At 45.1% G+C, this 24,187-nt stretch carries 25 protein-coding genes and 1 pseudogene; 11 read left to right on the top strand and 15 right to left on the bottom strand.

Going from position 1 to position 24,187, the window contains the following annotated elements:
* Position 1: 1 nt before the first annotated feature.
* From HQ50_RS02155 to HQ50_RS02135, 5 genes are read left to right on the top strand one after another with little or no spacing between them, the layout of a single operon-like run.
* The gene (locus tag HQ50_RS02155) at positions 2 to 391 is read left to right on the top strand and encodes an AlpA family transcriptional regulator (RefSeq protein ID WP_039427975.1); all 390 of its coding nucleotides are present in this window, start codon (positions 2 to 4) and stop codon (positions 389 to 391) included.
* Positions 388 to 2,436, top strand: coding sequence for a bifunctional DNA primase/helicase (locus HQ50_RS02150; protein WP_039427972.1), 2,049 nt, complete (start codon positions 388 to 390; stop codon positions 2,434 to 2,436). Before HQ50_RS02155 ends, HQ50_RS02150 begins: the two co-directional genes overlap by 4 nt.
* Positions 2,433 to 2,627 (top strand): helix-turn-helix domain-containing protein, encoded by a 195-nt coding sequence (locus HQ50_RS02145; protein ID WP_004585376.1) that lies wholly within the window; start codon positions 2,433 to 2,435, stop codon positions 2,625 to 2,627. The genes HQ50_RS02150 and HQ50_RS02145 overlap by 4 nt, the downstream gene beginning before the upstream one ends.
* A gap of 8 nt (positions 2,628 to 2,635) precedes the next feature.
* Positions 2,636 to 3,304: a DUF6088 family protein gene (locus HQ50_RS02140; protein ID WP_021644795.1), complete on the top strand. Its 669-nt coding sequence runs from the start codon at positions 2,636 to 2,638 to the stop codon at positions 3,302 to 3,304.
* Entirely contained in the window at positions 3,301 to 4,311 is a 1,011-nt protein-coding gene (locus tag HQ50_RS02135) for a nucleotidyl transferase AbiEii/AbiGii toxin family protein (RefSeq protein ID WP_021644794.1), read from the top strand. Before HQ50_RS02140 ends, HQ50_RS02135 begins: the two co-directional genes overlap by 4 nt.
* 19 nt (positions 4,312 to 4,330) lie before the next feature.
* Here the strand turns inward: HQ50_RS02135 and HQ50_RS02130 are convergent, their stop codons facing one another.
* From HQ50_RS02130 to HQ50_RS02065, 14 genes are all read right to left on the bottom strand, one after another.
* The gene (locus tag HQ50_RS02130) at positions 4,331 to 4,999 is read right to left on the bottom strand and encodes an HAD family hydrolase (protein ID WP_039427964.1); all 669 of its coding nucleotides are present in this window, start codon (positions 4,997 to 4,999) and stop codon (positions 4,331 to 4,333) included.
* A gap of 82 nt (positions 5,000 to 5,081) precedes the next feature.
* Positions 5,082 to 5,609, bottom strand: coding sequence for a hypothetical protein (locus HQ50_RS02125; RefSeq protein WP_039423437.1), 528 nt, complete (start codon positions 5,607 to 5,609; stop codon positions 5,082 to 5,084).
* Between the two features lie 10 nt (positions 5,610 to 5,619).
* Complete coding sequence (locus HQ50_RS02120; RefSeq protein WP_235317909.1) at positions 5,620 to 5,907, bottom strand: hypothetical protein; 288 nt, start codon at positions 5,905 to 5,907, stop codon at positions 5,620 to 5,622.
* A gap of 372 nt (positions 5,908 to 6,279) precedes the next feature.
* Positions 6,280 to 7,686, bottom strand: a complete 1,407-nt coding sequence (locus HQ50_RS02115) for a hypothetical protein (RefSeq protein ID WP_039427961.1) — start codon at positions 7,684 to 7,686, stop codon at positions 6,280 to 6,282.
* A gap of 11 nt (positions 7,687 to 7,697) precedes the next feature.
* On the bottom strand, positions 7,698 to 8,432 hold the full coding sequence (locus HQ50_RS02110; protein ID WP_021644789.1) for an outer membrane lipoprotein-sorting protein: 735 nt from the start codon (positions 8,430 to 8,432) through the stop codon (positions 7,698 to 7,700).
* Positions 8,429 to 10,681, bottom strand: coding sequence for an RND family transporter (locus tag HQ50_RS02105; RefSeq protein ID WP_039427955.1), 2,253 nt, complete (start codon positions 10,679 to 10,681; stop codon positions 8,429 to 8,431). Before HQ50_RS02105 ends, HQ50_RS02110 begins: the two co-directional genes overlap by 4 nt.
* 23 nt (positions 10,682 to 10,704) lie before the next feature.
* On the bottom strand, positions 10,705 to 11,835 hold the full coding sequence (locus HQ50_RS02100) for a beta-ketoacyl-ACP synthase III (protein ID WP_039427952.1): 1,131 nt from the start codon (positions 11,833 to 11,835) through the stop codon (positions 10,705 to 10,707).
* Positions 11,828 to 12,253, bottom strand: a complete 426-nt coding sequence (locus HQ50_RS02095; protein ID WP_039427950.1) for a hypothetical protein — start codon at positions 12,251 to 12,253, stop codon at positions 11,828 to 11,830. Before HQ50_RS02095 ends, HQ50_RS02100 begins: the two co-directional genes overlap by 8 nt.
* 426 nt (positions 12,254 to 12,679) lie before the next feature.
* Positions 12,680 to 13,276 (bottom strand): TetR/AcrR family transcriptional regulator, encoded by a 597-nt coding sequence (locus tag HQ50_RS10310; RefSeq protein ID WP_051322484.1) that lies wholly within the window; start codon positions 13,274 to 13,276, stop codon positions 12,680 to 12,682.
* Between the two features lie 178 nt (positions 13,277 to 13,454).
* Positions 13,455 to 15,698 (bottom strand): helicase-related protein, encoded by a 2,244-nt coding sequence (locus tag HQ50_RS02085; RefSeq protein ID WP_369794161.1) that lies wholly within the window; start codon positions 15,696 to 15,698, stop codon positions 13,455 to 13,457.
* Between the two features lie 740 nt (positions 15,699 to 16,438).
* Complete coding sequence (locus tag HQ50_RS11670; protein WP_161780802.1) at positions 16,439 to 16,909, bottom strand: hypothetical protein; 471 nt, start codon at positions 16,907 to 16,909, stop codon at positions 16,439 to 16,441.
* Positions 16,910 to 16,986: 77 nt separating this feature from the next.
* Entirely contained in the window at positions 16,987 to 17,451 is a 465-nt protein-coding gene (locus HQ50_RS02075; protein ID WP_039423017.1) for a hypothetical protein, read from the bottom strand.
* Complete coding sequence (locus tag HQ50_RS02070; RefSeq protein ID WP_235314656.1) at positions 17,438 to 18,274, bottom strand: hypothetical protein; 837 nt, start codon at positions 18,272 to 18,274, stop codon at positions 17,438 to 17,440. Before HQ50_RS02070 ends, HQ50_RS02075 begins: the two co-directional genes overlap by 14 nt.
* A gap of 180 nt (positions 18,275 to 18,454) precedes the next feature.
* Entirely contained in the window at positions 18,455 to 18,928 is a 474-nt protein-coding gene (locus HQ50_RS02065) for a histidinol phosphate phosphatase (protein WP_039428054.1), read from the bottom strand.
* 469 nt (positions 18,929 to 19,397) lie between these two features.
* Here HQ50_RS02065 and HQ50_RS02060 point away from each other — a divergent pair, with 469 nt between their 5' ends.
* From HQ50_RS02060 to tssD (HQ50_RS12460), 5 genes and pseudogenes are all read left to right on the top strand, one after another.
* A complete protein-coding gene (locus HQ50_RS02060; protein ID WP_039427943.1) occupies positions 19,398 to 20,123 on the top strand; it encodes a tetratricopeptide repeat protein in 726 nt (241 codons plus the stop codon).
* Positions 20,120 to 20,842, top strand: a complete 723-nt coding sequence (locus HQ50_RS02055; RefSeq protein ID WP_039445744.1) for a tetratricopeptide repeat protein — start codon at positions 20,120 to 20,122, stop codon at positions 20,840 to 20,842. Before HQ50_RS02060 ends, HQ50_RS02055 begins: the two co-directional genes overlap by 4 nt.
* Positions 20,839 to 21,576 (top strand): hypothetical protein, encoded by a 738-nt coding sequence (locus tag HQ50_RS02050; RefSeq protein WP_039427939.1) that lies wholly within the window; start codon positions 20,839 to 20,841, stop codon positions 21,574 to 21,576. Before HQ50_RS02055 ends, HQ50_RS02050 begins: the two co-directional genes overlap by 4 nt.
* A 23-nt stretch (positions 21,577 to 21,599) precedes the next feature.
* Positions 21,600 to 22,028 carry a type VI secretion system tube protein TssD gene (gene tssD, locus HQ50_RS02045; RefSeq protein WP_039425937.1) on the top strand — a complete coding sequence of 143 codons (429 nt, stop codon included), beginning with the start codon at positions 21,600 to 21,602 and terminating at the stop codon, positions 22,026 to 22,028.
* A 19-nt stretch (positions 22,029 to 22,047) separates the two neighbouring features.
* Positions 22,048 to 22,383: pseudogene (tssD, locus tag HQ50_RS12460) on the top strand (type VI secretion system tube protein TssD); the annotation flags it as partial.
* Here the strand turns inward: tssD (HQ50_RS12460) and HQ50_RS02040 are convergent.
* Entirely contained in the window at positions 22,300 to 23,460 is a 1,161-nt protein-coding gene (locus HQ50_RS02040; RefSeq protein WP_235317908.1) for a DUF3945 domain-containing protein, read from the bottom strand. The pseudogene tssD (HQ50_RS12460) and the gene HQ50_RS02040 overlap by 84 nt on opposite strands.
* A gap of 271 nt (positions 23,461 to 23,731) precedes the next feature.
* Between HQ50_RS02040 and tssD (HQ50_RS02035) the strand changes: the two genes are divergently transcribed.
* Complete coding sequence (gene tssD, locus HQ50_RS02035; RefSeq protein WP_018966015.1) at positions 23,732 to 24,124, top strand: type VI secretion system tube protein TssD; 393 nt, start codon at positions 23,732 to 23,734, stop codon at positions 24,122 to 24,124.
* Positions 24,125 to 24,187: the final 63 nt, after the last annotated feature.

The following is a 24,187-nucleotide window of genomic DNA, read 5'->3' as shown; positions in this document are numbered from 1 at the left end:
TATGATGGAAAGCGATGAAATAAAAAGCATTCAAGAAAACCTCAAAGATATTCAGGGGGTGTTATCGGAGATACATGGTTTTATGAGAGACCTGAAAAAAGATTACAGCCCGGTGGATGAAAGCATCAGTCTGGATTCGAGTATGCTCGCCATGCTTTTGAATGTCTCTCCTACTACTGTTTACCGATGGAGAGCAAGGAATGAGTTGCCCTACACGATTCTGAGCAGCGGAGCATGTGCCTATCGATTCGACGAAGTGTACGTGGCTGTCAAATGCGGCCGGTTAAGAGCCCGCGGATTCAATCGGATAGAGGCATTAAGGACTTTATCCGTCTATCGGGACGGTATCATCAGAGGGTGTGGTTTTGAAGCAAAGGAAAAAGACGAATGAAGCATATCAAGGAACAAATACTGGAAAGAACGGATGGAGGATTACTTGTATTCAACTACTATATGCCTTTTCCTTTCAAGCCGAAGAAGAAATTTCAAAACCCGCTCTACGAAGACAAACGAGCTTCCTGTTATATCTATAAGGTGGCAAAAACGGGAGTTTACCGGATGAATGATTTTGGCGATCCCAATTATTCGGGAGATTGTTTTTGGTTTGTCGCCGCCATGTATGGTATGGACGTACAAAAAGATTTTGTGCATATCCTGAAAAAAATTGTCCGTGACCTTTCTCTTCCGATAGCTATACCTGCATACTCGAAAGAGCCTTTTCCGGCACGAAACAGAAAACTCCCATATCTCGAACAAACTTTATCAGAACCGAAAGAAGCATCCATGAGACCTTATAAAATCACAGAAAAACCTTACACCCGGAGCGAGCTTTCTTTCTGGGAACAATATGGTACCGGACAAAATATTTTGGATCGATATCATGTCAAATCTCTGCAAACTTTCCAAAGCGAAAATGCCGAAGGAAAAAGCTACTGTTTTACGAATACCTCAAAAGAGCCGATTTTCGGTTTTCTGCGCAAAGACTATGTAAAGGTATATCGCCCTTTCAGTCAATGCCGGTTCGTTTACGGGGGAATATTGCCGGAAACCTACGTGTTCGGGATGGAACAACTTCCGCAAAGAGGAGATATACTTTTCATCACGGGAGGAGAGAAAGATGTATTATCCCTTGCCTCTCATGGATTCAATGCCATCTGTTTCAACAGTGAGACAGGCAATATCGAAGAATCCGTCATCGAAATGCTTGCTCGAAGGTTCAGGCATATTTTCTTTTTGTACGATATGGACGAAACGGGCATAAAAGCCTCTACACGCTGGTGCGAACGTTTTTCTCACCATAAATTACAGCGGATCGAATTGCCTTTATCCGGGAACAAACAAGAGAAAGATATCTCCGATTACTTCAAGCTGGGGAACAGCACAGAAGATTTCAGGAAGCTGATATCCGACCATTTGGAGCAATTATATACACAGACCATTATGCTTTTAAGTTCATGTGAAATCAATTATAACAATCCGCCCGATCGTTCCAAAACGGTTATTTCCGTGAACGACGTTCCTTTGGGAACTTACGACAATCTGTTCTGCATTACGGGTGGTGAGGGAACGGGCAAGAGCAACTATATCGCGGCGATTATTTCCGGAGTGTTGCATACTGAAAAGAGGGATTTCCCGATAGATCTGCTCGGACTGGATGTTTGTCCGAATATGCGGAGCAAAGCGGTTCTGCACTACGATACGGAACAGTCGGAATACCAACTTCATAAAAACATCGGAAAAACACTCCGAAGAGCCTCTCTTACGTCTGTTCCCGATTTCTATCATCCCATATTTCTTGCAGCTCTTTCACGTAAAGAGAGATTGCAGTTGATAAAAGACAGCATCGATTTGTATCATCACCGGTATGGAGGAATTCATCTGGTCGTCATCGATGGAATAGCCGACTTGATCCGTTCGGCCAATGATGAAAGCGAGAGTATTGCCATTGTGGACGAACTCTACCGGCTTGCCGGTATCTATAATACCTGTATTATCTGTGTGCTCCATTTTGTCCCGAACGGGATTAAACTGCGTGGGCATATCGGTTCGGAACTTCAGCGCAAGTCGGCGGCCATCCTCTCCATAGAGAAAGATGAGAATCCGGCTTTGTCGGTCGTAAAAGCCCTTAAAGTAAGGGATGGCAGCCCGTTGGATGTGCCTTTGATGCTGTTCGGATGGGACAGGGAAAAGGAAATGCACGTTTACCGGGGAGAGAAATCTCCGGAAGACAAAGAAAAACGGAAACTTACGGAATTGGGACAAATCGCAAAAGAAGTCTTTCACGCCCAAGAGCATTTATCTTACAACGAACTGGTCGAAAGAATCATGCAAACGGTCGACGTCAAAGACCGTACGGCCAAGAGTTATATCAGTTATATGCGAAACAATGGAATTATCGAACAACAAACGAATAATCTTTACAACCTGAAACTATGATGACAGAGAAAAATTTGAAAAAGGAGGAACAAATCTATTACGATGCTTTTGATGTAGCGAGGATTTTGCGAATACATTTCAAAACAGCTTTGAGATGGGGAAAAAACGGGAAATTACCGTCTTTCAAAATAGGAAACCGGCGTTATTTTCCGGCAGAAGGCATTCTGGCTTATAAAAAAACGATGTGGTAAGTTTTTCAATGAAAGGTAGAATCTTTTGCAAAAAGTTTCTACCTTTGTGGCTGAAACCAACGGCGATGATTATGTCAATAACAGATGCTATAACAGCCCAAATCGAAAGAGCTCAGCAAGGAGATGTTTTTTTTGTATCCGACTTTGCCAAATCCGGAAATGATGTATTTATCAGTCGTGTATTATCCGAACTGGTAGATAAAGGAAAGCTGGATCGTCTTGCGATTGGAATTTACTACAAACCGCAATCGACGGACTTTGGGCTACTTAAACCATCTGTTGATCAAATTGTAAAGGCCATTGCCCGAAGGGATCACGCACAAGTCATGCCAACCGGTTTGACGGCAGAAAACCGTCTGGGACTTTCTACCCAAGTTCCGATGAATTATGTATATCTCACAACCGGCTCTGCTCGAAATATCATCATTGGCAATCGAAAGATTGTCTTTAAACGATGTGTTCCCAAAAATTTCGCTTTCAAAGGAAAATTAATGCCTGTTCTGATTCAGGCAATGAAATCGATCGGAAAAAAGAATGTAACGGAGAAACAAATTGATCATATCAAAGGATTATTAAGAAAATGTCCTGAGAACGAAACCTTTGAGCATGACTTGGCTTTGGCTCCGATATGGATTAAAAAGATTCTTTCCAAAATTCAAAAAGAACTTACATTATGAATTGGTTATCAAACTCCATCGAGAACAGGCGAGCCATGCTTCAACAGGCGGCGGAAGCTGAAAATTTGCCCGAATATGCCATTGAAAAAGATTGGTGGGTGACAATGGTGATCAAGGCTTTGTTCCAATCGGAATGTGCCGGATACTTGCTTTTTAAGGGTGGCACCAGTTTGAGTAAGGGTTGGCAGTTGATACAACGCTTCAGTGAAGACATTGATCTGGCTATCAACTATCAGTATTTTAAGGAATCGATTGAAAACAACAATCAATTAAAAACTTTGCGTAAGCAATGTCGCAAATATATCATAGACACTCTTGTCGAAGACATCGACAGCCGAATGAAGTCCATCGGATTGTTCGATTACAGGATTTATCCCGTAACAGAACAAGATGGAATCGCAATATCAACGGATAGCGATCCGACTGAAATCATGATCGAATATTCTCCCATAGTTGAAGAACAATCCGGCTATCTTAGACCCATGGTCAAAGTGGAGATCAGTTGTCTCTCCATGAAAGAGCCTTTTGAGGAAAAAGTGATTACCACAATGATTGGCAAACATTTCCCTGATGCAGATCGGGATTCTACAGCAGTTATTCCGACAGTTCTTCCTTCGAGAACATTTCTGGAAAAAGCTTTTTTATTGTGCGAAGAATTCCAGAAAGAAAAGCCTCGCAGTCTACGCATGAGCAGGCATTTGTATGATCTGGAGAAATTAATGGATACCGAATTTGGGCGACAAGCGTTAGCTGATAGTGCTCTGTATAGAGCAATTGTAGAGCATCGTAGAAAATTCTATCATGTATCCTATGCTAACTATGATAAAGATTATCCGGACAAAATAGAGTTCTATCCTCCTGTAGAATGTATAAAGGATTGGGAGAACGACTATGCTGCTTTACAGGAATCTTTTATTTATGGAAACAAAATTTCTTTCGGACAACTTTTGCTTCGCATTAAAGAATTACAGCAGCGATTCCGAAGTATCGGCACAACGAGTAAGTAGAAAATTTTTGCAAAATATTCTACTTCATAAGGGTGCAATCGTTTTCCATATTATCTCTCAAAAGGTCTCTCAAACCCTCGAAAGAGGAGACAATATAATCGGTGTAGGGGTTGGAAAGGTATTCCTTTCTGACCATCAGGACGGTTGTAAATCCCAACTCCCGTCCTGCTTTTATTTCGGAAGTGGGATCATCGCCTACTACGTACGTCTTTCGGTCTTTTAGGTCCAATTCCCTGCTTAATTCACGGAAGATATCCAGTTTGCTCGAATTCGCATAGACGGGATCGTTGATGATTATCCGGTCGAAGTCTTGACTTATCTGCAGTTTTCTCAATTTTTCCTCTTGTAATCTTTTGAATCCGGTAGTCACCAAAATCTTATATGCCGGTATCGCTCTGAAAGCGGCGTAGTCCTCATACGGCACCATGGCAGAATGCTCCAGAGAGATACCGTTCAATTCATCCAAGACAGGTAATATCATTGATTTGGGCAATCCGTACTTCTCGCATACCCTGTCGAACGGATTGGATACGATGTCTTGAATGATCGAGAGGATGATTTCCGCGGTAAAGCGTCCTGATAAATACTCGGTTGCTTTGTGAAGCAACGACGCAAACAATTCGGGATCGATGCTCGAAGTATCGAATATCGTGTTGTCCAAGTCGCAAATGATAACCTGATCCTGCATCTTGTTCTTTGTGTTAATGCTTCAATAAAATGAGAGAGGATGCAAGGGAGCCGCATCCTCTCTCTACAGGAAAATGATTAAATCATTTGAGTTTGCCTTCCTTCTTCAATTGCTTTAGGAATTTAGCCCATCCGGGAGCTCTTTTCTCCGCATTCCGGCGAGTACCCTCCGGGTCCCAATAATCCGGCCAATTATCGTTCAGAAAATAGGCATTCTTCTCCATGTCATAAAATAACACAAGATTGTTGTACGCCCGGTTGACAACATGACTTATATGAGCAACAATCGTAAAGACCGTTTCTTCCCCTACTTTCATTTCTATTCGTGCGTAGACCGGAATAGAGTTGATCTTTCTGAATCTAATTTCCCGTGTTCTCGGATTGAACCATTCGATATCGTCTCCCGTGAAAGCGAGCCTTGCAGAAATCGAACCATATTGTGATTCATCATCGGATGCTGTTTCATATTCCGAGACGATCCCTTCCACATTGCCGCTCCTTGTGACGGCCGTTATCAAAGATTTCCCTTCGGTAACCGGTTCATTGTCCGTTTGGCTGCAGCCGGCGAAAACGATCAGACATAAAATAAATACATACATTTTTTTCATCATACAATTCCTCCTATAATAATTTATTAAACAATCTTTTTGCGAATTTCTTCACGAACATTTCAGGAACCGGTGCGATATAAGCTCCCTTTTGATTGTACTGATTACGTCTCCAATCATTTTTTATCGCCTCGATTTCTGCACCATATTCTGAAAATATTACGCAAAACATATAGTGGGACACTGCCTTGGTGGCAGTCTCGCGACTATCGTTAAAATACAGGTTGATAAAGAATACCAGAGCCTCCTGTTGTTTTTCCCGGCAATATGCGATCAGGTTTTTCCCTTCCTGAATCTCCATAGGATCCATACACGTCGCAGTTGCCGTAATAAGCACCGAAAGCACCTACGGAAGATATCTCTGCCGTTATCTGCTTCACTTACGGCCAACCCTGACAGAAAGTCAGGTCGACCTAACCGGCCATTTAGGTCGACCTAACGGAGCATTTAGGTCGACCTAACAGAGCGATTAGGACGACCTAAAACAGACGGAGGGTCGTCCTAACCGGAACGATACGTCGTCTCCGGCAAAATGGCAGGCTCGTCCTTGTTCTTTGTAAAATATCGTCTCAGCAATTTTCTCAATTTTTTCCTCTTGTAATCTTTTGAATCCGGCAGTTACCAAAATCTTATCAGGAACCGATACGATATAAGTGCTCCTTTCTGATTGTTCCTAAAACGAGTATTTCACTTTCAGATACGCATCTCCGTTTTTTCTTATGGGGTGAAACGGAGCATCTTTTCCGGTGAAGATGCAGTGTGCACCGGCCTTGAGTTCGACATTGTCGACCGGCTTATACGAAAGCTCCGGCAACCAGAACAATGTACACCCTTCTTTGAGGTTATTGAAATCGGCAACCTGAAAAGCTCCGTTCAACAATGATAATTTCAGTTTTTCATCGGCCGATTTCCATTCGCATGTCCACGCCAGCCAGTCGGTCAGGTTCTTCCTCCCTTCCTCGTGAAAGAACCCATGTACATATTGTACATTCAGATAGATATTAGCCGGAAAAGTGTAATCGAATCCGAGTGTATATTTCAAATACGGATTGCCGTCAAAGATTGTACTGTCGGGAAGAACCGGATTAAATGTTCCCATAGGACTTTCTATAGAGACCGAACGCGTGAGTATCGTTTTTTCAGGAATAAATAAAGCCGCCTCTCCCCATACGCCCACACTTCCGAGGGAACCGGACAAATCGGCACTCACGACGTTGCGCAACGAGTATGAGAGCATTGCATCGACCGTCGTATTCATCGGAACAGGCATATCAGGGGAAGTGGGCAGGCTCGTTATTTTTCCCTGAACGGATAAACGGGTCAATACCGGAATCGGTGCATATTGGCGCAACCATCCGAACGAAACGGTATAATTACGTATATCCCGGGCTATTTTGACGGCATAAGTCGATGCTTTCAGTTTCCGTTCGGGCAGATTTTCCATCCGGGAAACAGAAAGAGGCTGAAGCCATATATCCGTCATCGTCCCGTCTGGTAACGGAATTTGCCAGCGATCGGGAACTTCAGGCATAAACGCTGCTTTCCAACTTTGGTCGGGAAGTAAGGATGGAGAAAACCGGGGCGTGAACACAGCCGTAAGTGTGAACCCATTCCAATAGTATTTGGCAAGAAGACTATTGGTAGGTGTATGCCGTCCGAAATCCCAAAAGTCCTCCAGCTCCCAAGGGTTGATATTATCCGAAGGGTTGAGCCGGTCGGCCGTTCCCCAGGCAATGCGCTGTCGGCCGATACGGACATCGATATGCTCACTTAAAAAGCCGTATAAATCGACGTATGCCTCTCGAAGCTGTACATTCTCGACCGGCTGGTCGAAAGGTGAAGCTGTGATAAGTTTGCGAATCCAAATATCGGCATGCAGCCGTGCCTTATCGTTTACCTTATACACGGGTTGCAGGCTCATCCGGTATTCCTGCCAGTCAAGCCCTCCGCTTTTCAGGCGGATACGGTCATCGAGTTGCAGACTGCCATTCAGCTCGAAAGGTTTATCTTCGACGGTTTGAGCGTGCACCTTGGCAAATATCGTCAGACATGCCATCAGGATAAACAGAAGAAATCTCATGGTTCAATGGTTTATTTCATCAGATTCCGTTCGGTGAAAACATCGTCTTTTAAGCCTGTATTCAGTTCCACATGCTGAAGATGCGTTTGTGTCGAACTGCCTCCTGAAAGGTCTTTCATTTCAGATGTTTTGGCAATAAGAAAACCTTTGTGATTGGAGATTTCCGAGACGGTCATCCGTTTGGAAGCCACTCCTTTCTTGTTGTAGAAAACAACTTCCACGGGGAAATAGGTATCCGCTTTTATCCGGATATCCATCTTGGCATAATCTGTCTTGACCCCCTTTTTCGGTGTAAGCGACAATGTGTATTCGCCGGCTGACCGACTTTTCAGTTCTGCATCCCACTTATCGGCATAACGTTTGGCCTCCAGATCTTCATAGGTGTAATCCGTTCCGGCAAAACGGGTGTTCTTTACGTGCGAAGCTATCCGACGCGTTTTTCCGAAAGCCGGCAAATAAAGAATCTGATTGTCGTTGGGGAGCGAGAGAAAAGCGATGCCCTTCTGATCTGCAGGCGAGAGGAACCGAACCAACCGTTTGTCGGTTCCTTTCTGAAAGACCTGCATGGTGCGGACACTCCGACTGCCGTTTTTGGCAGTGATTGTCATCGTACTGGTTGCTGTCACATCTTTAGGTGCATTCAGCACACTGTCTGCTTTTTCTAAAATGGTTGTGGCATTTTGAGCCGATGCTGCCGAATACGAAAGCAGAAAGGCAGCCATGAAGAAGAAAGATAATTTTTTCATTGTTTCTGAGTTTTATTAAGATTGATATGAAAACATAGAATCATCGAAGGCAGGAGGAGAGTTGCCGCCAAGCCGGATACGAACATGGTGGCAAACATGATCAGACCGAACTCTTTCAATGGTACGAGGTCTGCAAACACCAAAACCAGAAAACCGAATGCAACAGCCGTTACATTGAACAGGATGCCCTTTCCGGAAGTCTGAAGCGTTTGAATGACAGCTTCGTTGCATTCTTTCCCCGATACGAGCGCATTCCGGTAACCGGAAATAAAGTGGATGGAATAGTCTACCCCAATCCCTACGGCAACTCCGGCAATCAGCACAGTCGCGAGGTTAAGGGCGATGCCGAGATAGCCCATCAGTCCGAAGATGAAAAGGATGGCGCTCATAAGCGGTACAAATCCGACAAGGGCGCTTTTAAGCGATTTGACCAGAAATGTCATACAGATAAATACCAATACGCAGGCTAACAGCAGACTCCAGAAGAGATTCTGCATCAAATTATAGTCAAAATTCGAATAGATGGAAGGCAATCCGGTTGTTTCGAATTGCACCGTACCGGATGAATGTGCGGCGGCATATTCGTCGATTTTCCGGCTTACCGCATGATAATCTCCGGTCGGTGCATTACACATGGTAGCATGGATCATGCCTTCACTTTTGTCGGTATTGCAGAGCTGCTCCATTACGGGTTCTCCTTCGAGCAGGAACCAGAGGTTTTGTATTTTCTCTTGTGTGTCGGGTATTTGCTTGCCTTCCCCCATAGCTTGATTCATTTCTTTGATAAGCTCCGTTACCGATTGCGGATTATGCACATGCGGAAGTCCGGAAAGGAAATCTTCGAAATCTTGCATGGCTGCCAGCGTTTCGGGACGTGTCAGGTCAGCAGTCACCTTGATCTGAATTGGGAGGGTTCCTCCGAATTCCCGGTTGAGAAAGGCCGCAGATTGTCTTAACGGATGCTTTTCTGGGAAATAATAGAGTACATCAATGTTACTTTTTAGTCGGAAAAGGCCGGCTCCCATCAGAAGAATCAAGCCACCGGCACAGTAAAGAACCATTTTGTTGCGGTGTATGGAAACTCCGGCAAGCCATTGCAAAATATCGGAAAGAACGTGTTTCTTCTGTTTCTTCTCCTGATGTTTCAAGGGTGGAAGATAGGACTCGACAGCCGGAATAACGGTGAGTGACAAAAGCAGGCAAAAGAATGTACCCAATGCCATAAAAATGCCGAAATCACGAATGATGCTCAGGTATGTTCCCGGAATAAATGAAAGGAAACCGACAATGGTCGTCAGTCCGGCCAGCATTACGGGAACCCCTATAATCGTTATTCCCCTTACGACGATTTCCTTATGATTTTCGCCGTTTTCAAGCAATTTGAAAAAGTTCAGAACATGTATTGTGTAAGCCGATCCTACGGCAAAAAGGACAACCGGAATCGAGCCGGATATGGGAGAAAGTTGAACATGGAACAGTCCCATCGCCCCCATACTCCAAATGCTGCCCATCGCCACGGAAAGCAGCGGAAGGAATATGCCTCGCAACGAATGCAGTGTCAATGCGAGAATAAGAGCAATCAGCAGGCAGACAAGGGGAACAAGCCGGATCAGATCCTTTTCCGTTGATTCCGTAAGGCTTTGTTGCTGCATCGGCAAACCGTCGCAATAAACAGTTAATTCGGGATGCGATCGCCTGACTTCATCAAGCAGGTCATTTACCTCCCGGGCAGCTTTTTCCTTGTCGGCAGCTGTTCCGACAAAAACAATGATTGCCGTACTTCGCCCGTCTTCCGACAACAGTCGGCCACGATACATCTCTTTATTCAAAATATACGACTGTAAGGAGGGTAAAGAGTCGGAAATTATCTCTTCATCCATCAATCGGCCTATTTCCACTCCGTCGTTACGATGCCTGATATCGATTACATTGGCCAGGCCGGTTACCTTCTCCACTCCTTCTATTTCGGAGACGGAGTCGGTAACCTGCCGTATAACCGATATTCCTTCTGGCGTTATAATGGTATTTTCCGTATTGCTTATCCCGATTACAATAATATTTCCTGTGGCATATAAGCTGTCCGTTCGCTCAAACAGCATAACTTTCCGATCATCATCGGGTAAGTAGGACATAAAATTGGAGTTGATGGTCAGCTTGGTCGAAAAATAGCCGAGTATCAATGTAACTGCTACGCCGGCCGTAATGATGGCAAGTCGTTTTTTGACGATAAATTCTGCAATACGGTTCATATACGATATAATTTGAAATTTACTTATACAGCTGTGAGTAAAGCCACTGAATAGGAGAATCGACTACTTTCGGGTACGATAAGTAAAACCCGGTGCCCTTGCTTGAGTTTACCCGAATGGAATAATTCGTCGAGCATTAAATAAATAGAAGCCGACCCGACATTTCCCACATAAGGCAAATTGAGGAACCACTGTCCATCCACCACCGGATAACCTTTCATCTCAAAGCCTTTTTTCAGCTTATCGAAAAAGTACATTGAGGATATATGGGGAAGCACGTAGTCTATTTCATTGAAGCCGATATCATGTTTGCAAAGATTCTCGCAAACGAAGTCGACTCCTTTTTCTATGACATGGGCTCCGAGAAGTCTCGTATCCTGTTTAACAGCGAAGTAAGATTCTCGTCCCCATTCCAGGGGATCGGCTTCTTTCCAGCTTTTGAAACGTTCGTTCTCGAAAATGGCTCCTGCATACATGCAGACCTCCAGTTCATTTGCGTAAGAGATGGATTCGAGCCAATCGATTCTCAAAGACAAATCTCCTCTGCATCTGTTTTCGAATAAGAATGCTCCGGCACCGTCCGATAACATCCAACGGAGAAAGTCTTTCTCAAAAGCAATAATCGGCTTTTCTTCGACCAGACTCAGCATTTTATATTCTTCTTCAAAATTATCGGCACGAAGTACAGGTGAGACCAGTTCCGAGCCTGTCGATACGGCATTCTGAGACATGCCGGAAAGAACGGATAAATAAGCATGTTTGAAAGCATGCATACCCGCACAACAGACACCCGAAGGAGAAAGCAGATCTATCGGCTTATTCCCCAAAAGACCATGTGTCATAACGGCATGTGATGGGAAAAGTTGATCCGGAAGCGACGTTCCGCAGGCTAATAAACCTATGTCCTTAAACGAAATAGCCTGATCGAATAACTTGTTTACGGCAATAGCGGTCAATTCTGCGTTTGTGTAAACAATCTTTCCCTCTCTGTCAAGAGAATAATAGCGTTTCTTAATCCCGTTTTGACGAAGAATGATACTGCGGACTCTGGAAGGATGACCACCGACCATCCCCAGGATTTGTTCCATGTTGTCATTCTCAACGGCTTCGTTAGGAAGGAAAGAAGATGTTCTTGTAATAAAGACTTCATTCATAACTGTTCTTTGTTTTTTTTGATTTGATTATACGGTTCATGATTGGTGAAACAAATATCAATGCCATTAAAATCCATATTTGAAACAGCAATAAACGAAAGCGATATATTTTGTCTGCAGGCTGAATAAAATGTGCCCATCTTTGAAATTTCCCAAGTATATATTGTTCTTTCAGAAGTTGTTTTTCTTGATATTGAATTCTGATTCGGTTCGACTTATGCAATACTTCATCTAAAACATTCCAAACTTTTTCCTGCTGCTTTTCCATGTTTCTAAACGGGTTATTCTTTCCTGTAAAGAACCATCTGACAAATCGGAAAGCGCTTGACCGCTCTTTGGATTGATCCGAGATTTCCAGCTCGGCAACTATATGCCCGCCACGACTTTCTACATGCGCCGCCATTTGTCTTCTTGCCATGGCTCCGGTATTGCGATAGCAGGTAATAGAGAATAACTTCTCTATCTTTCACGATCCGACCGAACTGCGTAGAGTTTAAGAAAGACTGTATGGGTAATGAAAGATGAAGGAACCACGGCTGAAAACCAAGTAAAATCATATCATCTTTCTCAATCTTTATTTCGTCGCATACAATCCGGCATCCTTTCTGTAAAACAGAGTCGCAGAAGACACTAAAGAAACGTTTCCTGTTCCAAGGAAAAGGAAATGGTTTCACACAATGAATGGGATTCCAGATAAGGACGTAATCTCCCAGATAAGGACGCATCGATTCTTCTATCAAGTATTTCAAAGAACCCGATTGCGAATAATAGACTATTTGTATCCTTCTTTTTTCCATATTCTTTGCAAGATACCGACCGCTCGGTTTGTATTGGAGTAAAAAAATTATTCTTTCAATGTCCGATAAAATTTTTCATATATCTCCTTCAGTGAGTCGGTCGAAATACCGGAAGAAAATGCCATACTCAATCCCAATCCTCGTGGGATAAGCATAAGAAGAGACAGTGTTAAATCAATATCCGTATTTTTACGGATTTCTCCCTTTTGAACAGCCATTTGCAGCACTTCTCTCCATTCATTTTCTTCTTCTGAAAATGTATTTTCAACTTTGCTCTTAAAATCCGGATAAAATTCTTCTACCTGAAAGGCCAGCTTGAAAAAATAAAAGTCATCAACTTTGAAATCGGTCATTTCCCGCAATTTATCAATATGTCCTTTTCTATGTTCAATAGCTTCATTAAGTGCATTTTTCAATGGAGTGTTTGTTTCATCATCAGAATAATGAAAACTTCTGAGAGCCGGGAAAAAGAACAAATCCATTGCTTTGGCAAAGATTTCTTCCTTGCCTTGGAAATGATGATAGATGGCCCCTTTTGATAAGCAGGTTTCTTCTTGGATATTTCTGATTGAAACACCATTATAGCCTTTTTGAAGAAAAAGGCCGAACGACTTTTCTAAAATAAAGTTCTTTGTTGCGTTCATATCATTATCCTTTGCTGCAAACAAGACCGAGCGGTCGGTTTACAGGTGCAAAAGTAAGAAAGATTTTAAGAGATGCAAAAAATACAGCATAAAAAAATCGTCCGTGTTGAATAATCCAATGTAGAGTTGACTCACATATATATAAACAGCAGGCTGATTTTTAATACCTAAGCTCTTCTCACCACCTTCCGGGCTTTATGCTGGGTTTGATTTTTTCATCCTCCCGTATTTCTTTCCAATCGGTATGATTCCGCTCGGAAGACCGTTCCCTTTTTAGCTCCTCCCGCAAGGGCGCATCGACTGCGATTGTCGCATCGGGAGCTACCGTTTCTTCCGGTTTCACTTCGCTGTTGTCCTCTTTTTTGAGCGAAAGGGCGATCTTGCGATCCAGCTCCGCGGCTTGTCTCTTCAGCTCCTGCAATTCCTCCTCTTTCTTCCATACGGCAGAAACCATCGTTTCGAACGCCGGTATCTTGGCTTGTGTCGCAGCCAGTTCTTTCCGGTGACTCTCGACGACTCTGGGAATCTTCTCCAAGGCATTCAGAAAGTTCATGCAGGCCAGTTTGGGGTCTTCTGCCAAATGTCCGTTGTTGTAAGTATAATAGATGCTGCCACAACCTTTCACAAAGAACCGGTTATCCACGAAGTCGAAACTCTCTTTCATGGAGGCTTCGCTCTTGACGGATAATTGAAAGCCGTATAATTCGCCGATCGGCATGTGCTCACCGCCTGTCCGGGCTTTCTCTTCGTACTCTTTCAGCCTGCGGGCGATCGTTTTGATATCCCTGCTCTCTTCCACTGCATCGATCCGTATCGGGTTTTGGTATGTCCCGTCTTCGTTTTTCTTTACCCGCTCCTCGAAAACCGTCCGGTCTTTCCCGGCTTCGGCGATCTTCTTCTCATGAAACTCGACCGCGCCCTGAAGTTTCGCCAGTTGCGAACGGGCCGTATCTCTTTCGTAAAGAAAATTCTTTCGCTCGCTCTCCATCGCCATCACCTTCTTATCCAACCGGGCTTTCTCCAACAGGTCGGTATTACCGGATAGCACGGCTACATATTCGGAAAAGTTCATGCCTGTTGCTTCGTCAATGCCACCTTCGTCGATGCTTCGACTTCCGAGGGAGTTTGTCTTCAGCTGATTGATGAAAAGCTGCTTGTTGTGCAACAGGTTGAACTTGTAGCTGTCGAGCGACTTTTCCACGGCGTAGATGATGACATCGACCTTGTTTCCGGCATGGAACTTGGCTACTTCATTGCCTTTGCGGATTGCCCTGCCATCCCGTTGCTCCAGGGCACTGGGCACCCAGGGCGTATCAAGATGATGCACCGCCACAGCCCTCTGCTGGGCATTGACACCCGTTCCGAGCATTTCGGTGGAGCCGAACAGGACACGTATGCTGCCGGCATTCATGCCCGCGATCATCGCTTTCTTGGCAGCCTCCGTTTTGCATTCCTGAATGAAACGGATTTCCGACGCAGGGATGCCGTAATCATCGGTCAGTTTTCGTTTGATTTCGCTGTAAACGTTCCACTCGTCCGGCTTGTACGTGCCCAAATCCGAGAAAACAAACTGGGTACCTTTCTCCCGTTCATATTTTCGGTAATAATCGTGGATCAGTCGGGCGCAGTGCGAAGCCTTGTTGTCGATATGGTCTTCGTAAGAAGGAGAAATCATCCGCATGTCGAGCGACATCTTGCGGGCGTAGTCGGTGGCGATAAGCATCTTCGCCTTTTCTTCCCGCTCGGAGAGTTTCTCCCGACCCAATAGCTCGGCATTACCGGTACGGGCAAATTCCATCAGCTTTTGGATAAAGGCTTCCTGCTCGGGCATCGGCGGAATGTGATGCAGAATTTCATGCTTCTCCGGACGGTCGATCCCGATATCCTTCGCCGTGCGGAAATCGCAGATTTCGGCGTAGAACGCTCCCAATTCGGGGACTTTGATAAAGGTGCGGAATCGCTCCTTCTGGATAATCTCGTTGGTCACCGAAAATTCATAGTCGGTGCTTTTCCTGGCAAAGACGGCTGCCCATGCGTCGAACGTTCCGATTCCCTGCTTTTCGAGCGCTTGCGGTCTCAGGTATTTGAACAGCAGATACAGCTCGGTCAGACTGTTGGAAATGGTCGTTCCCGAGAGGAAGGTCGCCCCTAAATCCTTGCCCGTGCGTTCCTGAATGGTGCGGATGGCAAAGAGCAGGTTCAGGGCACGCTGACTGCCTTCGCTGTTGCCCAGCCCCGCTATCCGGTCGTGACGGGTCGTAAAAGTCAGGTTCTTGAATTTGTGGCTTTCGTCCACAAAAAGGTGGTCGATTCCCATCCGTTTGAAATCGATCGTATCGTCCTTCCGTTCGACAATGTCGTCAGCAATCCGGGTGAGTTTGGCCTCCAGATTCTTTTTCCGGATTTCCAATCCTTTCAACATTCGTCCGGAAATTTCCCGTCCCTGCTGACGGAGCACTTCCAGATTCTCTTCCACCGAGTCGAGTTCTTTTTGAAAAATCCCCTCCTGTATTTCGAGCGATTGGGGAATGGCTCCGAACTGTTCGTGGGTCAGGATGATGCAATCCCAGTCGTTGTTCCTGATGTCGCTGAAAATCCTTGCCCTGTTTCGGACGGTGAAGTCGTTTTTGCCGGGATAGAGAATACGTGCATTGGGATAGGCTTTGCTGAATGTGGCGGCAATATCGTACACATTGGCTTTTAGGCCGATAATCATCGGTTTGTTCGCCAGACCGAGCCGTTTCATCTCGTAAGCGGCTGTACACATGATCATCGTTTTGCCGGCTCCCACTTCATGGTCACAAATGCCGCCACCGTTCATCTTGAGCATCCATACGGCATCTTTCTGGCTCTTGTACAAATCGTCGAATCCCAATGCCTTTACGTCCAGACCCGGAAAGGTCTGATGGCTGCCGTCGTACTGCGGTCTTACGAAACAGTTGAACAGCCGGTTGTAGCGGTCGGCAAGCTTTTCCTTGAAGGTGTCGGGCTGCCGGACAAGCCATGCGCTGAACTGCTCCCGCATCTCTTCGATCTTTGTATTGGCCTGCCGGATGGCATCTCCGTCCCGTACTTTGATCTGCTTCTCTTTTCCGGTTTCTTTGTCAAGAACCGTTTTCGACTTGCTGATATCGGGAATGGTATTGTGAAGCGCATGTTTCATCAGATTGATTCCGTCGTAGGTTTTGAACTCGCCTTTGACCGCATAAGTATGAGATATTTTCGGATTCTTCGTCGGAGCTTTGACCGTGTACTCGTCGGCCGGTAGGTGTCGCGTAAGTCGATATAGAGCGCCAGCCTGCCGATTTGTGCCGAGGGTAGATCCACGGGATGAAACAGAGGGTTACCCTCCGATACCTGCGAGAGGTAGCCGATCTGCTTGCCCTGGCGGACAATGGAACCGTCGCGCAGGTGTTCGCCGATAACCGAGAGGTAAGGGCGAGGGGCGGTATCGAACGAAGGCGGTGCGGGCGGTTGACGAAACTGTTCGGTCAGTGCGGGCGTATCCCACAGACCTGAAAATAAATCGGGCTGACCGGATGTCGGTTGTTGTTTCCGGCTTGATGGGCGTTGGGTACGAGGTTTGACCGGTGTCGGTTTCCGTTCCCGTTCCACTTCATTGAAACGTTCCACTTCCCGGTTCCATGTCTCAATGGCGCCGGTGGGGAAAAGGGAAGGAACTTCGGATGGAATTGCCGAAGGATTGAGGGTTACCGGTAGTCGGTGTATTTATAGCCGTTTGGGGCTGAATGTTCTTGTAGATAGCTCACAATAAACCGATAGTCCTTCCTCTTAATCCAGCTTTTCGACAGCGTAATTTTTGGCTGCCGATGGGCTTTAAGCTCGATCATCTCATCGTAGGTAGAGTACAAATCGACCGACTTCAGTGTGTTGAGAGGAAACTTTTGCACGGTATTATCCAATGATACGAAGAGGATTTGGTCTTGTCCGATAATAATCCTCCGAATGCCGGTTCGCCTGAAGTAAAGCAGCAAGAAGATTATCGCCATTGCCAACGTAGCGACACAAAGAATCCCGAGGATGATCGATACGATGAGCCTTCCTCCGCCCATCCCCAAAAACATAAATATGCTGCAGGGGATGGCTCCAATGCCTAACAGCAGATATTTTACCGGAGGTCTGTAATCTATGCTTTTACCGTTAATAGAGTCCATCGTACATTTCGATTGTCCCGATATTTTCATCAATTATATCACTCAAGCTTTTTGCCTCTCCATTGATCAGATAGTTCACACCCATAGTCCCAAAGTCGAGGATAAACCAAGCTCCCGCGACGATAGTGCCGACTCCGGTGGTGGAGGCTCCTAACATAACAGCATTTATCGCATGAGAAGGCTTTAGTTCTCCTGACAAGGCAATATCTGCAACGAGTAAGGCTCCTCCTGCCTTAGTCAATTTCCCTGCTGTTCTTCGAGCTGTTCTGACCGTATTTGTTTGGACTTTTCGCCAGTGAGCAGCACCCGGGTTTTTCCATTGTTTCTGAAACCGGTATCTCAAACCTCGTGTTTTTGTCATATGCCAGGCTTCATTCCATTTGTAGTATCCACCTTTATAAACCATATAGGTGGATGCGACACCCAGTCCGGCGTTGACGAAGTCTTTTCCTGTCCCTATTATACTTCTACCGGGTTCTTTTGAAGAGTAAACAATAATTTCAGGTAATTGCTCCAGTATTCTGTTCCCTGATCTGTCATAACAGACCCATCCGCCGGACATAGTACCGATATAGACATATCGACCGTCTTTTGTGTAAAATCGCTCTCCTAAAAATCTACTGTCTCTCTCAGGTGCCTCTTGAGGTGTATCAGCGGTCTTATTACACTTTAGGCTATTAGCTATCAAGTCGGGAGAGACCTCTATCAACTGTTGCTTGAAAGGCAATACATAGCCTTTGGTTTGGCGGAACGGATTTGTCGGGCGATTGGCGTGAGGATTGACAAGTCCACGATGGACAAATGCATATCCGACACCTTCCACAAATCCTTCATAGGGTCGTTGGGTTTGACAAAAGAAATCGAATTGCTCCTGTGTGATATATATTTGATTTCGGCTCATATATACTTACTCATTCTGTTTTTTAAGAATCTCTTTCTTCTGCAAGTATACAAAAAGAGAGAGAGAATACAAGTCCCCCTCTCTCTTTCCGGAGCAGGCGGATCAGAGGCCGCCTCCGCCGCCGCTTCCGCCACCCGGCGTCGAGGGTTCGGACGGTGAGGGCTGCGGCTTCTCTTTCTGATCGACGCGTTCGTAGCTTACGCCCTGAAGCGTAAAGTAACGCTTCGACGGTTTGAGCCGTACGACGGGCTTGGTGATGTGCACGTTGGCGTTGAACTTCTCGACGCCCTTCTCCACGAGCTTGCTGTGGAAGCCGGGCGTGAGCAGGCCGATGTCGCCGAAGTCCACGATGTTGCCGTTTTCGACATGCTTCTTGGCAATCTCGGCAGCGAGTCGCAGCACGGCCTCCACTTCGGCTCCCTTAAAGGTCGTAGCACGAGCTACTTCTTCGCAAAAATTGCGGTGATCGATGCGCCTGCGTCCCGTCGGGCAGGCCTGAAGAACGGTCTTGCCGGCATACTTGCCGAGCGTGGCTTTACGCTCGATGAGCGTGTAGAGCAAAGGTTTGTTCGCCATGTCTTTCCTGTTGTTAAGTGAAGCCCCTTCTTGTCTGATGACGGCCGGCGGAAGCGAGGGGACTTTGACCTCCACCGGCGTATATACTCCGAATACACCGACAAAAATACAAAAACATGTCGTCATTTCCCAACCAAAAGAACGATATTTTGCAAAAAGAGGGTCGGCCCTCTCATTTTGCCGACGACGACCCTCTTTTTTTACCGACGACGACGTATCGTTTCGGCGAGGACGACCCTCCGTCCGTTTTAGGTCGTCCTAATCGCTCTGTTAGGTCGTCCTAATCGCTCTGTTAGGTCGACCTGACTTTCTGTCAGGGTCGTCATGGGTGGTTTATTGCCTCGAAGTATGCGGACGAGGAAGGGGTTGAAGGAGGCGATCTGTTCTGAAATATTTTTTTTGTAAAATCAGCCAAGGCATAAGAAAATATCGTATTTTTGTTAGGCGTTTATATACTTAAAGAAACAGAATGAAACACTTATCAACTCTATTATCAGGCCTCGCCATGATGCTGTTCGTCCTCCTGTCGGCATCGAAATGCGATAATAAGCCGACAAAATCGGCGAAGGAAGAGGCGGCCGAACTTTATAATAAAGGTTTGGAGTTAGATATGAGCGGAAACTATAGACAAGCGTTTATGTTTTATAGCCAATCTATAGAAAAAGACTCTACATCAAGCGATGCATTTACAAACAGAGGCGTCGTTCGTTTTTTTCTGGAAGATACGCTTGGGGCTATCTCTGATTATGAAAAGGCTTCTTCTGTCGATAAAACAAAACCGACTCCGTTAAATAATTTAGGGATGATATATGCGAGCCAACAGCAATATGATAAAGTACAAGAATTTTTCGAAAGAGCAATCGCTGTTGATTCGTCTTATGCTGAAACCTATTATAATTATGGAGTTCTGCTGTATGAAACGAAATCTTTTGAAAAATCGATCCAGATGTTCGAACGATTTGCTGCTTCTGAGGAATCAATTGCACAACGTTTGAGGAATCAAAATCTTTATGATGATCTGATGCCTATATATTATGCCAACTTAGCTAACAGTCTTTTTTATCTTGGTCTTTGTCACAAAAATATCGGCAATGCAGACAAAGCTGTATATTATTTAAAACAAGCAGCAGACAATGGCGTTGAATACGTCGTCGATTCACTCAAGACAATAACACAAAAACTAGTAGTAGAATGAAATACTCACCAACTTTACTATTGGGCCTCTCCATGATGCTGTTCGTCCTCCTGTCGGCATCGAAATGCGATAATAAGCCGACAAAATCAGCGAAGGAAGAGGCGGCCGAATTGTATGAAAAAGGACTTAATTTCGATAAGATAGGAGTGTATAAAGATGCACTGCACTATTATTCTCTGGCTATAGAAAGAGATTCGCTTAAAGACAATGCTTTTACAAACAGGGGCGGAGTTAGAGAAAAACTTGGAGATACTATTGGTGCGATTGATGATTATTTAACAGCGATCAAGATTGATTCATCAAATGTAATTGCCTTAAATAATATCGGATGTCTATACAGCCAAATGCCATATTCCGAAAAGGCTGCATATTATTATCTTAAAGCCATAGCTGCTGACTCTTTGTATGCAAATACTTATTACAATTTTGCCTTAACTCTTTTTGAAAATCAACAGGAGCAATGTGCTATAAAATATTTCCAGCGAGTTCAATCTTTGGAGCAAGCTATGGAAGAACGGTACAGAAAGGAAGGACTCTATAATCATATGATGGGGGATTATTATACAATGCGGGCTTTTAGTTATTATTTCTTGGGCTTATGTTACAAACGCATAGGAAATATGGAAAAGGCAGTCTATTATCTGAAATTGGCCGAAGAAGAAAATGTAATAGGAGCCGCCGATTCACTTAAAACAATAACACAAAAAGAAGCAGAATGAATCCTCCACAGAGAAAAAAGCAACCCGATTCGCCTCTTGCTATTTCTCCGCAACAATTCCTGTTGATGGTGGAAGATAGTATCCCTTACACAGGATACGTGTACGGGATAGGTAATGTGAATCATAAGCCCGATACCTTTTTTGTTGTGCGTCGCTCGTGTAAACCAGCTCCTGATCAGGAAGAGATGGACTGGTTCAATCGCGTTTCACAAGAAGCTCCCCTACCGCTCACTCTCACCTCTATCTATCTTGACCTCAAAGCATATAATATATGGAATGAAAAAACTTGGGTAACAGCAAAAGGAATCAGACGAACAAATGAAGTGTTGGGAATAAATCCTGAGACAGGTCGTTTTTTTCCGGGCAAATCTGGGCATGAGATTGGGTATGAGCTTGCTCGCAAGCGTAGCCTTCCTTTTAAGCGTCTTGGTACGGCGGCAAATGCCGCAGTCGTGGTTCTTGCCTTTGCAGATATAGGCAAAAACGGAGCAAACGGGGGAAATACGCTCGATTTGATTTTCGGCACTATTGCCTTCGTCCCTGAGGTCGGCTGGGTCATATCCGGAGTATATTCCGTTGCTGATTATGTGGTTTACGAGAAAACCGGCAAAAAAATAGGAAATCATCTCGAAGACTTCCTCTTCGAAAAATATGTGGCTTTCGAAAACATGTTGCGGGGATTTTTAAGGTCTTTTTCTCCTCCGATGGGAGACCTTTTCCCCGATATTTTCTAACCTGATTTAAACAGCAATACACTATGGCTGCGAATAAAACGATTCTCTTATTATCAAACGAGAAGGATTACAACTCGGAAACGGTTTTCGGGGAGCCTTACGATTTGATACACAGTAAAATTGAAGCGCATCAACGTATCGACAACAAGGGAAAAGCCCAAAGCGAACCCTATGGTGGAATCATTACGGTTGTATTGGATCGTCTTCCCTCCGATGAAATTATCGAGTGGGGCATGAATCCACGTCGCTATAAAAGCGGAAGCCTCGTCATGGAATTATCGTTGATGGGCACAACGGCTCAGAAGATCATCTTTTCGAATGCTGCTTGCACAAGTATTAAAGTGAGATACACCCGGCATGGAGAGGCATACGCACAAACACGACTTGTAATAAAGGCAGAATCTATCATTGTCGGAGACTTTTCGTTAGATAATGCTTGGACTAAATATTGATCTTTCATAACTCATAACGATGCAGGGCAACAATTCAGATTTGACATTGGATCTCCGGATCAACGGCCATTCCGAAACATATTCGATCATTGATTTTGGGATCGAGTTCGAACAAGTTTGTGACCAAAAAGGCCAACCTCAAAGTGAAACTGTCGGCGGAATCATATTTTTCGTCATCGACGGAGTATCCGACCCCTTTATTACCCATTGGATGTTTAGTCCTTATGCCAGAAAAAGCGGTGTGTTTTCATTCCGGTTACCCAGCGCATCCTCACCTCTTGTCGTAGAATTCGAGAATGCTTACTGCGTAGACTACACCCAGACGACTTCTTTTAATCAGAATCCATATACAAAGCTTGTAATATCTGCACAGACTGTAAAGATGAATGGACGGGATCACAGAAATGATTGGGAATAAATAGGCCTGAGAGAGTTGCCTGCGTTCTTTGAAGGAAAGATTGTCGTTGAAGATAAACTCGATGCCTCTTTTCTCGGCATTGACCTGAAGCGTGGCATCGAACGGTTTGCCGCCACGCGAGAGCATACCTTCTACTTTCACGGGCTTACCTTCGGTCAGGTCTCGATGCTGCTGTTCGGTCAGCAAGACGCTTTTAATCTCTTGCGGGATGATCACGCGGTCGGCACGAAGGGCGACCAGCTCATTGGTCAACGGGTCGATTGAGACGTAGCCTTTGAAGGGTTCGCCGTTTTTTGGGATCAGCTCCACCTGTTTCCCCAAATTGCCCGAATGCAGCAGCGTCGCTTTTTCGTCCTCGCTGAAACGATAGCCCATATAGGGAAAATCGAGCTGTGGCTCTTTGCGGATGCTGTGGATGGCCAACCCCAGGCTGCCGTCTTCGCTTTGACGCAGGGCGATGCGTGCTTCGGTATAGATGGAGGTTTCTCCGAAAGGAACGGAGATACCGATCAGACCCGTTTTCTGCCAATTGAGCAATTTGTTCAGGTCGCCGGACTGTTCGAGCCGGTCACGACTCAATCCGAGACGTTCCAACTCTTTCCAGTCGACTTTGGACTCGTCGATGGCGGGTGCTTTCTGTGCCGGAGCAAACTCGTCGAGATTCATCCGGATACTTTCCAGCATAGCCTTGTTCTGAGGTTCCTCACGTCCGGCAAGCATGTTTCTCAGTTCGGCTACCGACTCGACGGCACGGTCGGAAACCAGACGGTATACTCCGAAATGAGTCGGGTCTTTGAATTGCTTGACTAAATTCGACAGGAAGTTTTTGAGTACGCTGTCGTTCTTCTTGAATTTCATGAAAGCCGTTTGATTGGCTTCCGTCGGTTCGACGGTCTTGACCCGGCCGGCTTCATCCATGGAGGAGACGACGGACAGGTGTCCCGCTTCAGTGGGGGACTGAACCCTGCTACGATCCTCCAGAACGAGTACGTAGCTGTCTGCATTATTTACCATATACTACTGCGATTATAAGGTTATCGCAGCAAATATACGCGAGGCAAACAGGAATGATACCGATAGGTTTCTTAGCGTATCTTAGAATGGATTAGAATGGAAAAGCCGTGAAAAGGAGTGGTGAATGCGATTTTGATTGTTAAATAAAAATACATACCTTGCAGCATCATTTCCTGTGTATGAGGAGTTTTAGGTATAATCTTAACGCTCTATGCCGTGGGAAATTATTTTAACAAACCATTCTAACCTAATTAATTAATTTTGTAGAGCTATGGCATTTAGATCAACTCTCAACCTGGGCGGAAAAGAGTACGATGTACTCGAATGCAAGTATTCACTTCGCCGCGATGTAGACTCCAAAGGACGTCCTGCATCCAATATCTATGGCGGTCGTATCCGTGTTCGTGTAGAATCGACCGCAGACACCACGATTTTGGAGCATATGGTGAACCAGTTTAAGCCATTCAGCGGTAGCATTGTTTTCAAGAAGGGTGATGAGGAAGCTAAAATGAAGGAGCTGTCTTTCGAGAATGCTTACATCATCGAATTTGAAGAAGGCATTGATATCGTAGGTGAAAACCCCATGTCTTTGGCTATAACGATTTCAGCACAAACTATCAAGATCGGTGGAGCACAGTACGAAGAAAACTGGCCAACCAATTGATCTCCTGAGACGGATTCAAAGCGGGTGTCGTTCCCTTATCCGGGTCGGCACCCGTTTGTGGAA

The organism is Porphyromonas sp. COT-052 OH4946 (genome assembly GCF_000765965.1).
GTDB lineage: Bacteria > Bacteroidota > Bacteroidia > Bacteroidales > Porphyromonadaceae > Porphyromonas > Porphyromonas gulae.
Note: the sequence above shows the minus strand (reverse complement) of the source record. Positions and strands in the feature narration are given on the sequence as shown.

Coding starts and splice junctions, on each gene's coding strand:
- HQ50_RS02065 (WP_039428054.1), bottom strand. CDS start 18,928: ATGGCGAACAAACCTTTGCTCTACACGCTCATCGAGCGTAAAGCCACG.
- HQ50_RS02125 (WP_039423437.1), bottom strand. CDS start 5,609: ATGATGAAAAAAATGTATGTATTTATTTTATGTCTGATCGTTTTCGCC.
- HQ50_RS02040 (WP_235317908.1), bottom strand. CDS start 23,460: ATGGTAAATAATGCAGACAGCTACGTACTCGTTCTGGAGGATCGTAGC.
- HQ50_RS02155 (WP_039427975.1), top strand. CDS start 2: ATGATGGAAAGCGATGAAATAAAAAGCATTCAAGAAAACCTCAAAGAT.
- HQ50_RS02145 (WP_004585376.1), top strand. CDS start 2,433: ATGATGACAGAGAAAAATTTGAAAAAGGAGGAACAAATCTATTACGAT.
- HQ50_RS02120 (WP_235317909.1), bottom strand. CDS start 5,907: ATGGAGATTCAGGAAGGGAAAAACCTGATCGCATATTGCCGGGAAAAA.
- HQ50_RS02110 (WP_021644789.1), bottom strand. CDS start 8,432: ATGAAAAAATTATCTTTCTTCTTCATGGCTGCCTTTCTGCTTTCGTAT.
- HQ50_RS02115 (WP_039427961.1), bottom strand. CDS start 7,686: ATGAGATTTCTTCTGTTTATCCTGATGGCATGTCTGACGATATTTGCC.
- HQ50_RS02140 (WP_021644795.1), top strand. CDS start 2,636: ATGAAAGGTAGAATCTTTTGCAAAAAGTTTCTACCTTTGTGGCTGAAA.
- HQ50_RS02055 (WP_039445744.1), top strand. CDS start 20,120: ATGAAATACTCACCAACTTTACTATTGGGCCTCTCCATGATGCTGTTC.
- tssD (WP_039425937.1), top strand. CDS start 21,600: ATGGCTGCGAATAAAACGATTCTCTTATTATCAAACGAGAAGGATTAC.
- HQ50_RS02060 (WP_039427943.1), top strand. CDS start 19,398: ATGAAACACTTATCAACTCTATTATCAGGCCTCGCCATGATGCTGTTC.
- HQ50_RS02150 (WP_039427972.1), top strand. CDS start 388: ATGAAGCATATCAAGGAACAAATACTGGAAAGAACGGATGGAGGATTA.
- HQ50_RS02100 (WP_039427952.1), bottom strand. CDS start 11,835: ATGAATGAAGTCTTTATTACAAGAACATCTTCTTTCCTTCCTAACGAA.
- HQ50_RS02135 (WP_021644794.1), top strand. CDS start 3,301: ATGAATTGGTTATCAAACTCCATCGAGAACAGGCGAGCCATGCTTCAA.
- HQ50_RS02105 (WP_039427955.1), bottom strand. CDS start 10,681: ATGAACCGTATTGCAGAATTTATCGTCAAAAAACGACTTGCCATCATT.
- tssD (WP_018966015.1), top strand. CDS start 23,732: ATGGCATTTAGATCAACTCTCAACCTGGGCGGAAAAGAGTACGATGTA.
- HQ50_RS02085 (WP_369794161.1), bottom strand. CDS start 15,698: ATGTTGAAAGGATTGGAAATCCGGAAAAAGAATCTGGAGGCCAAACTC.
- HQ50_RS02130 (WP_039427964.1), bottom strand. CDS start 4,999: ATGCAGGATCAGGTTATCATTTGCGACTTGGACAACACGATATTCGAT.
- HQ50_RS02075 (WP_039423017.1), bottom strand. CDS start 17,451: ATGGACTCTATTAACGGTAAAAGCATAGATTACAGACCTCCGGTAAAA.
- HQ50_RS02050 (WP_039427939.1), top strand. CDS start 20,839: ATGAATCCTCCACAGAGAAAAAAGCAACCCGATTCGCCTCTTGCTATT.
- HQ50_RS10310 (WP_051322484.1), bottom strand. CDS start 13,276: ATGAACGCAACAAAGAACTTTATTTTAGAAAAGTCGTTCGGCCTTTTT.
- HQ50_RS02095 (WP_039427950.1), bottom strand. CDS start 12,253: ATGGCAAGAAGACAAATGGCGGCGCATGTAGAAAGTCGTGGCGGGCAT.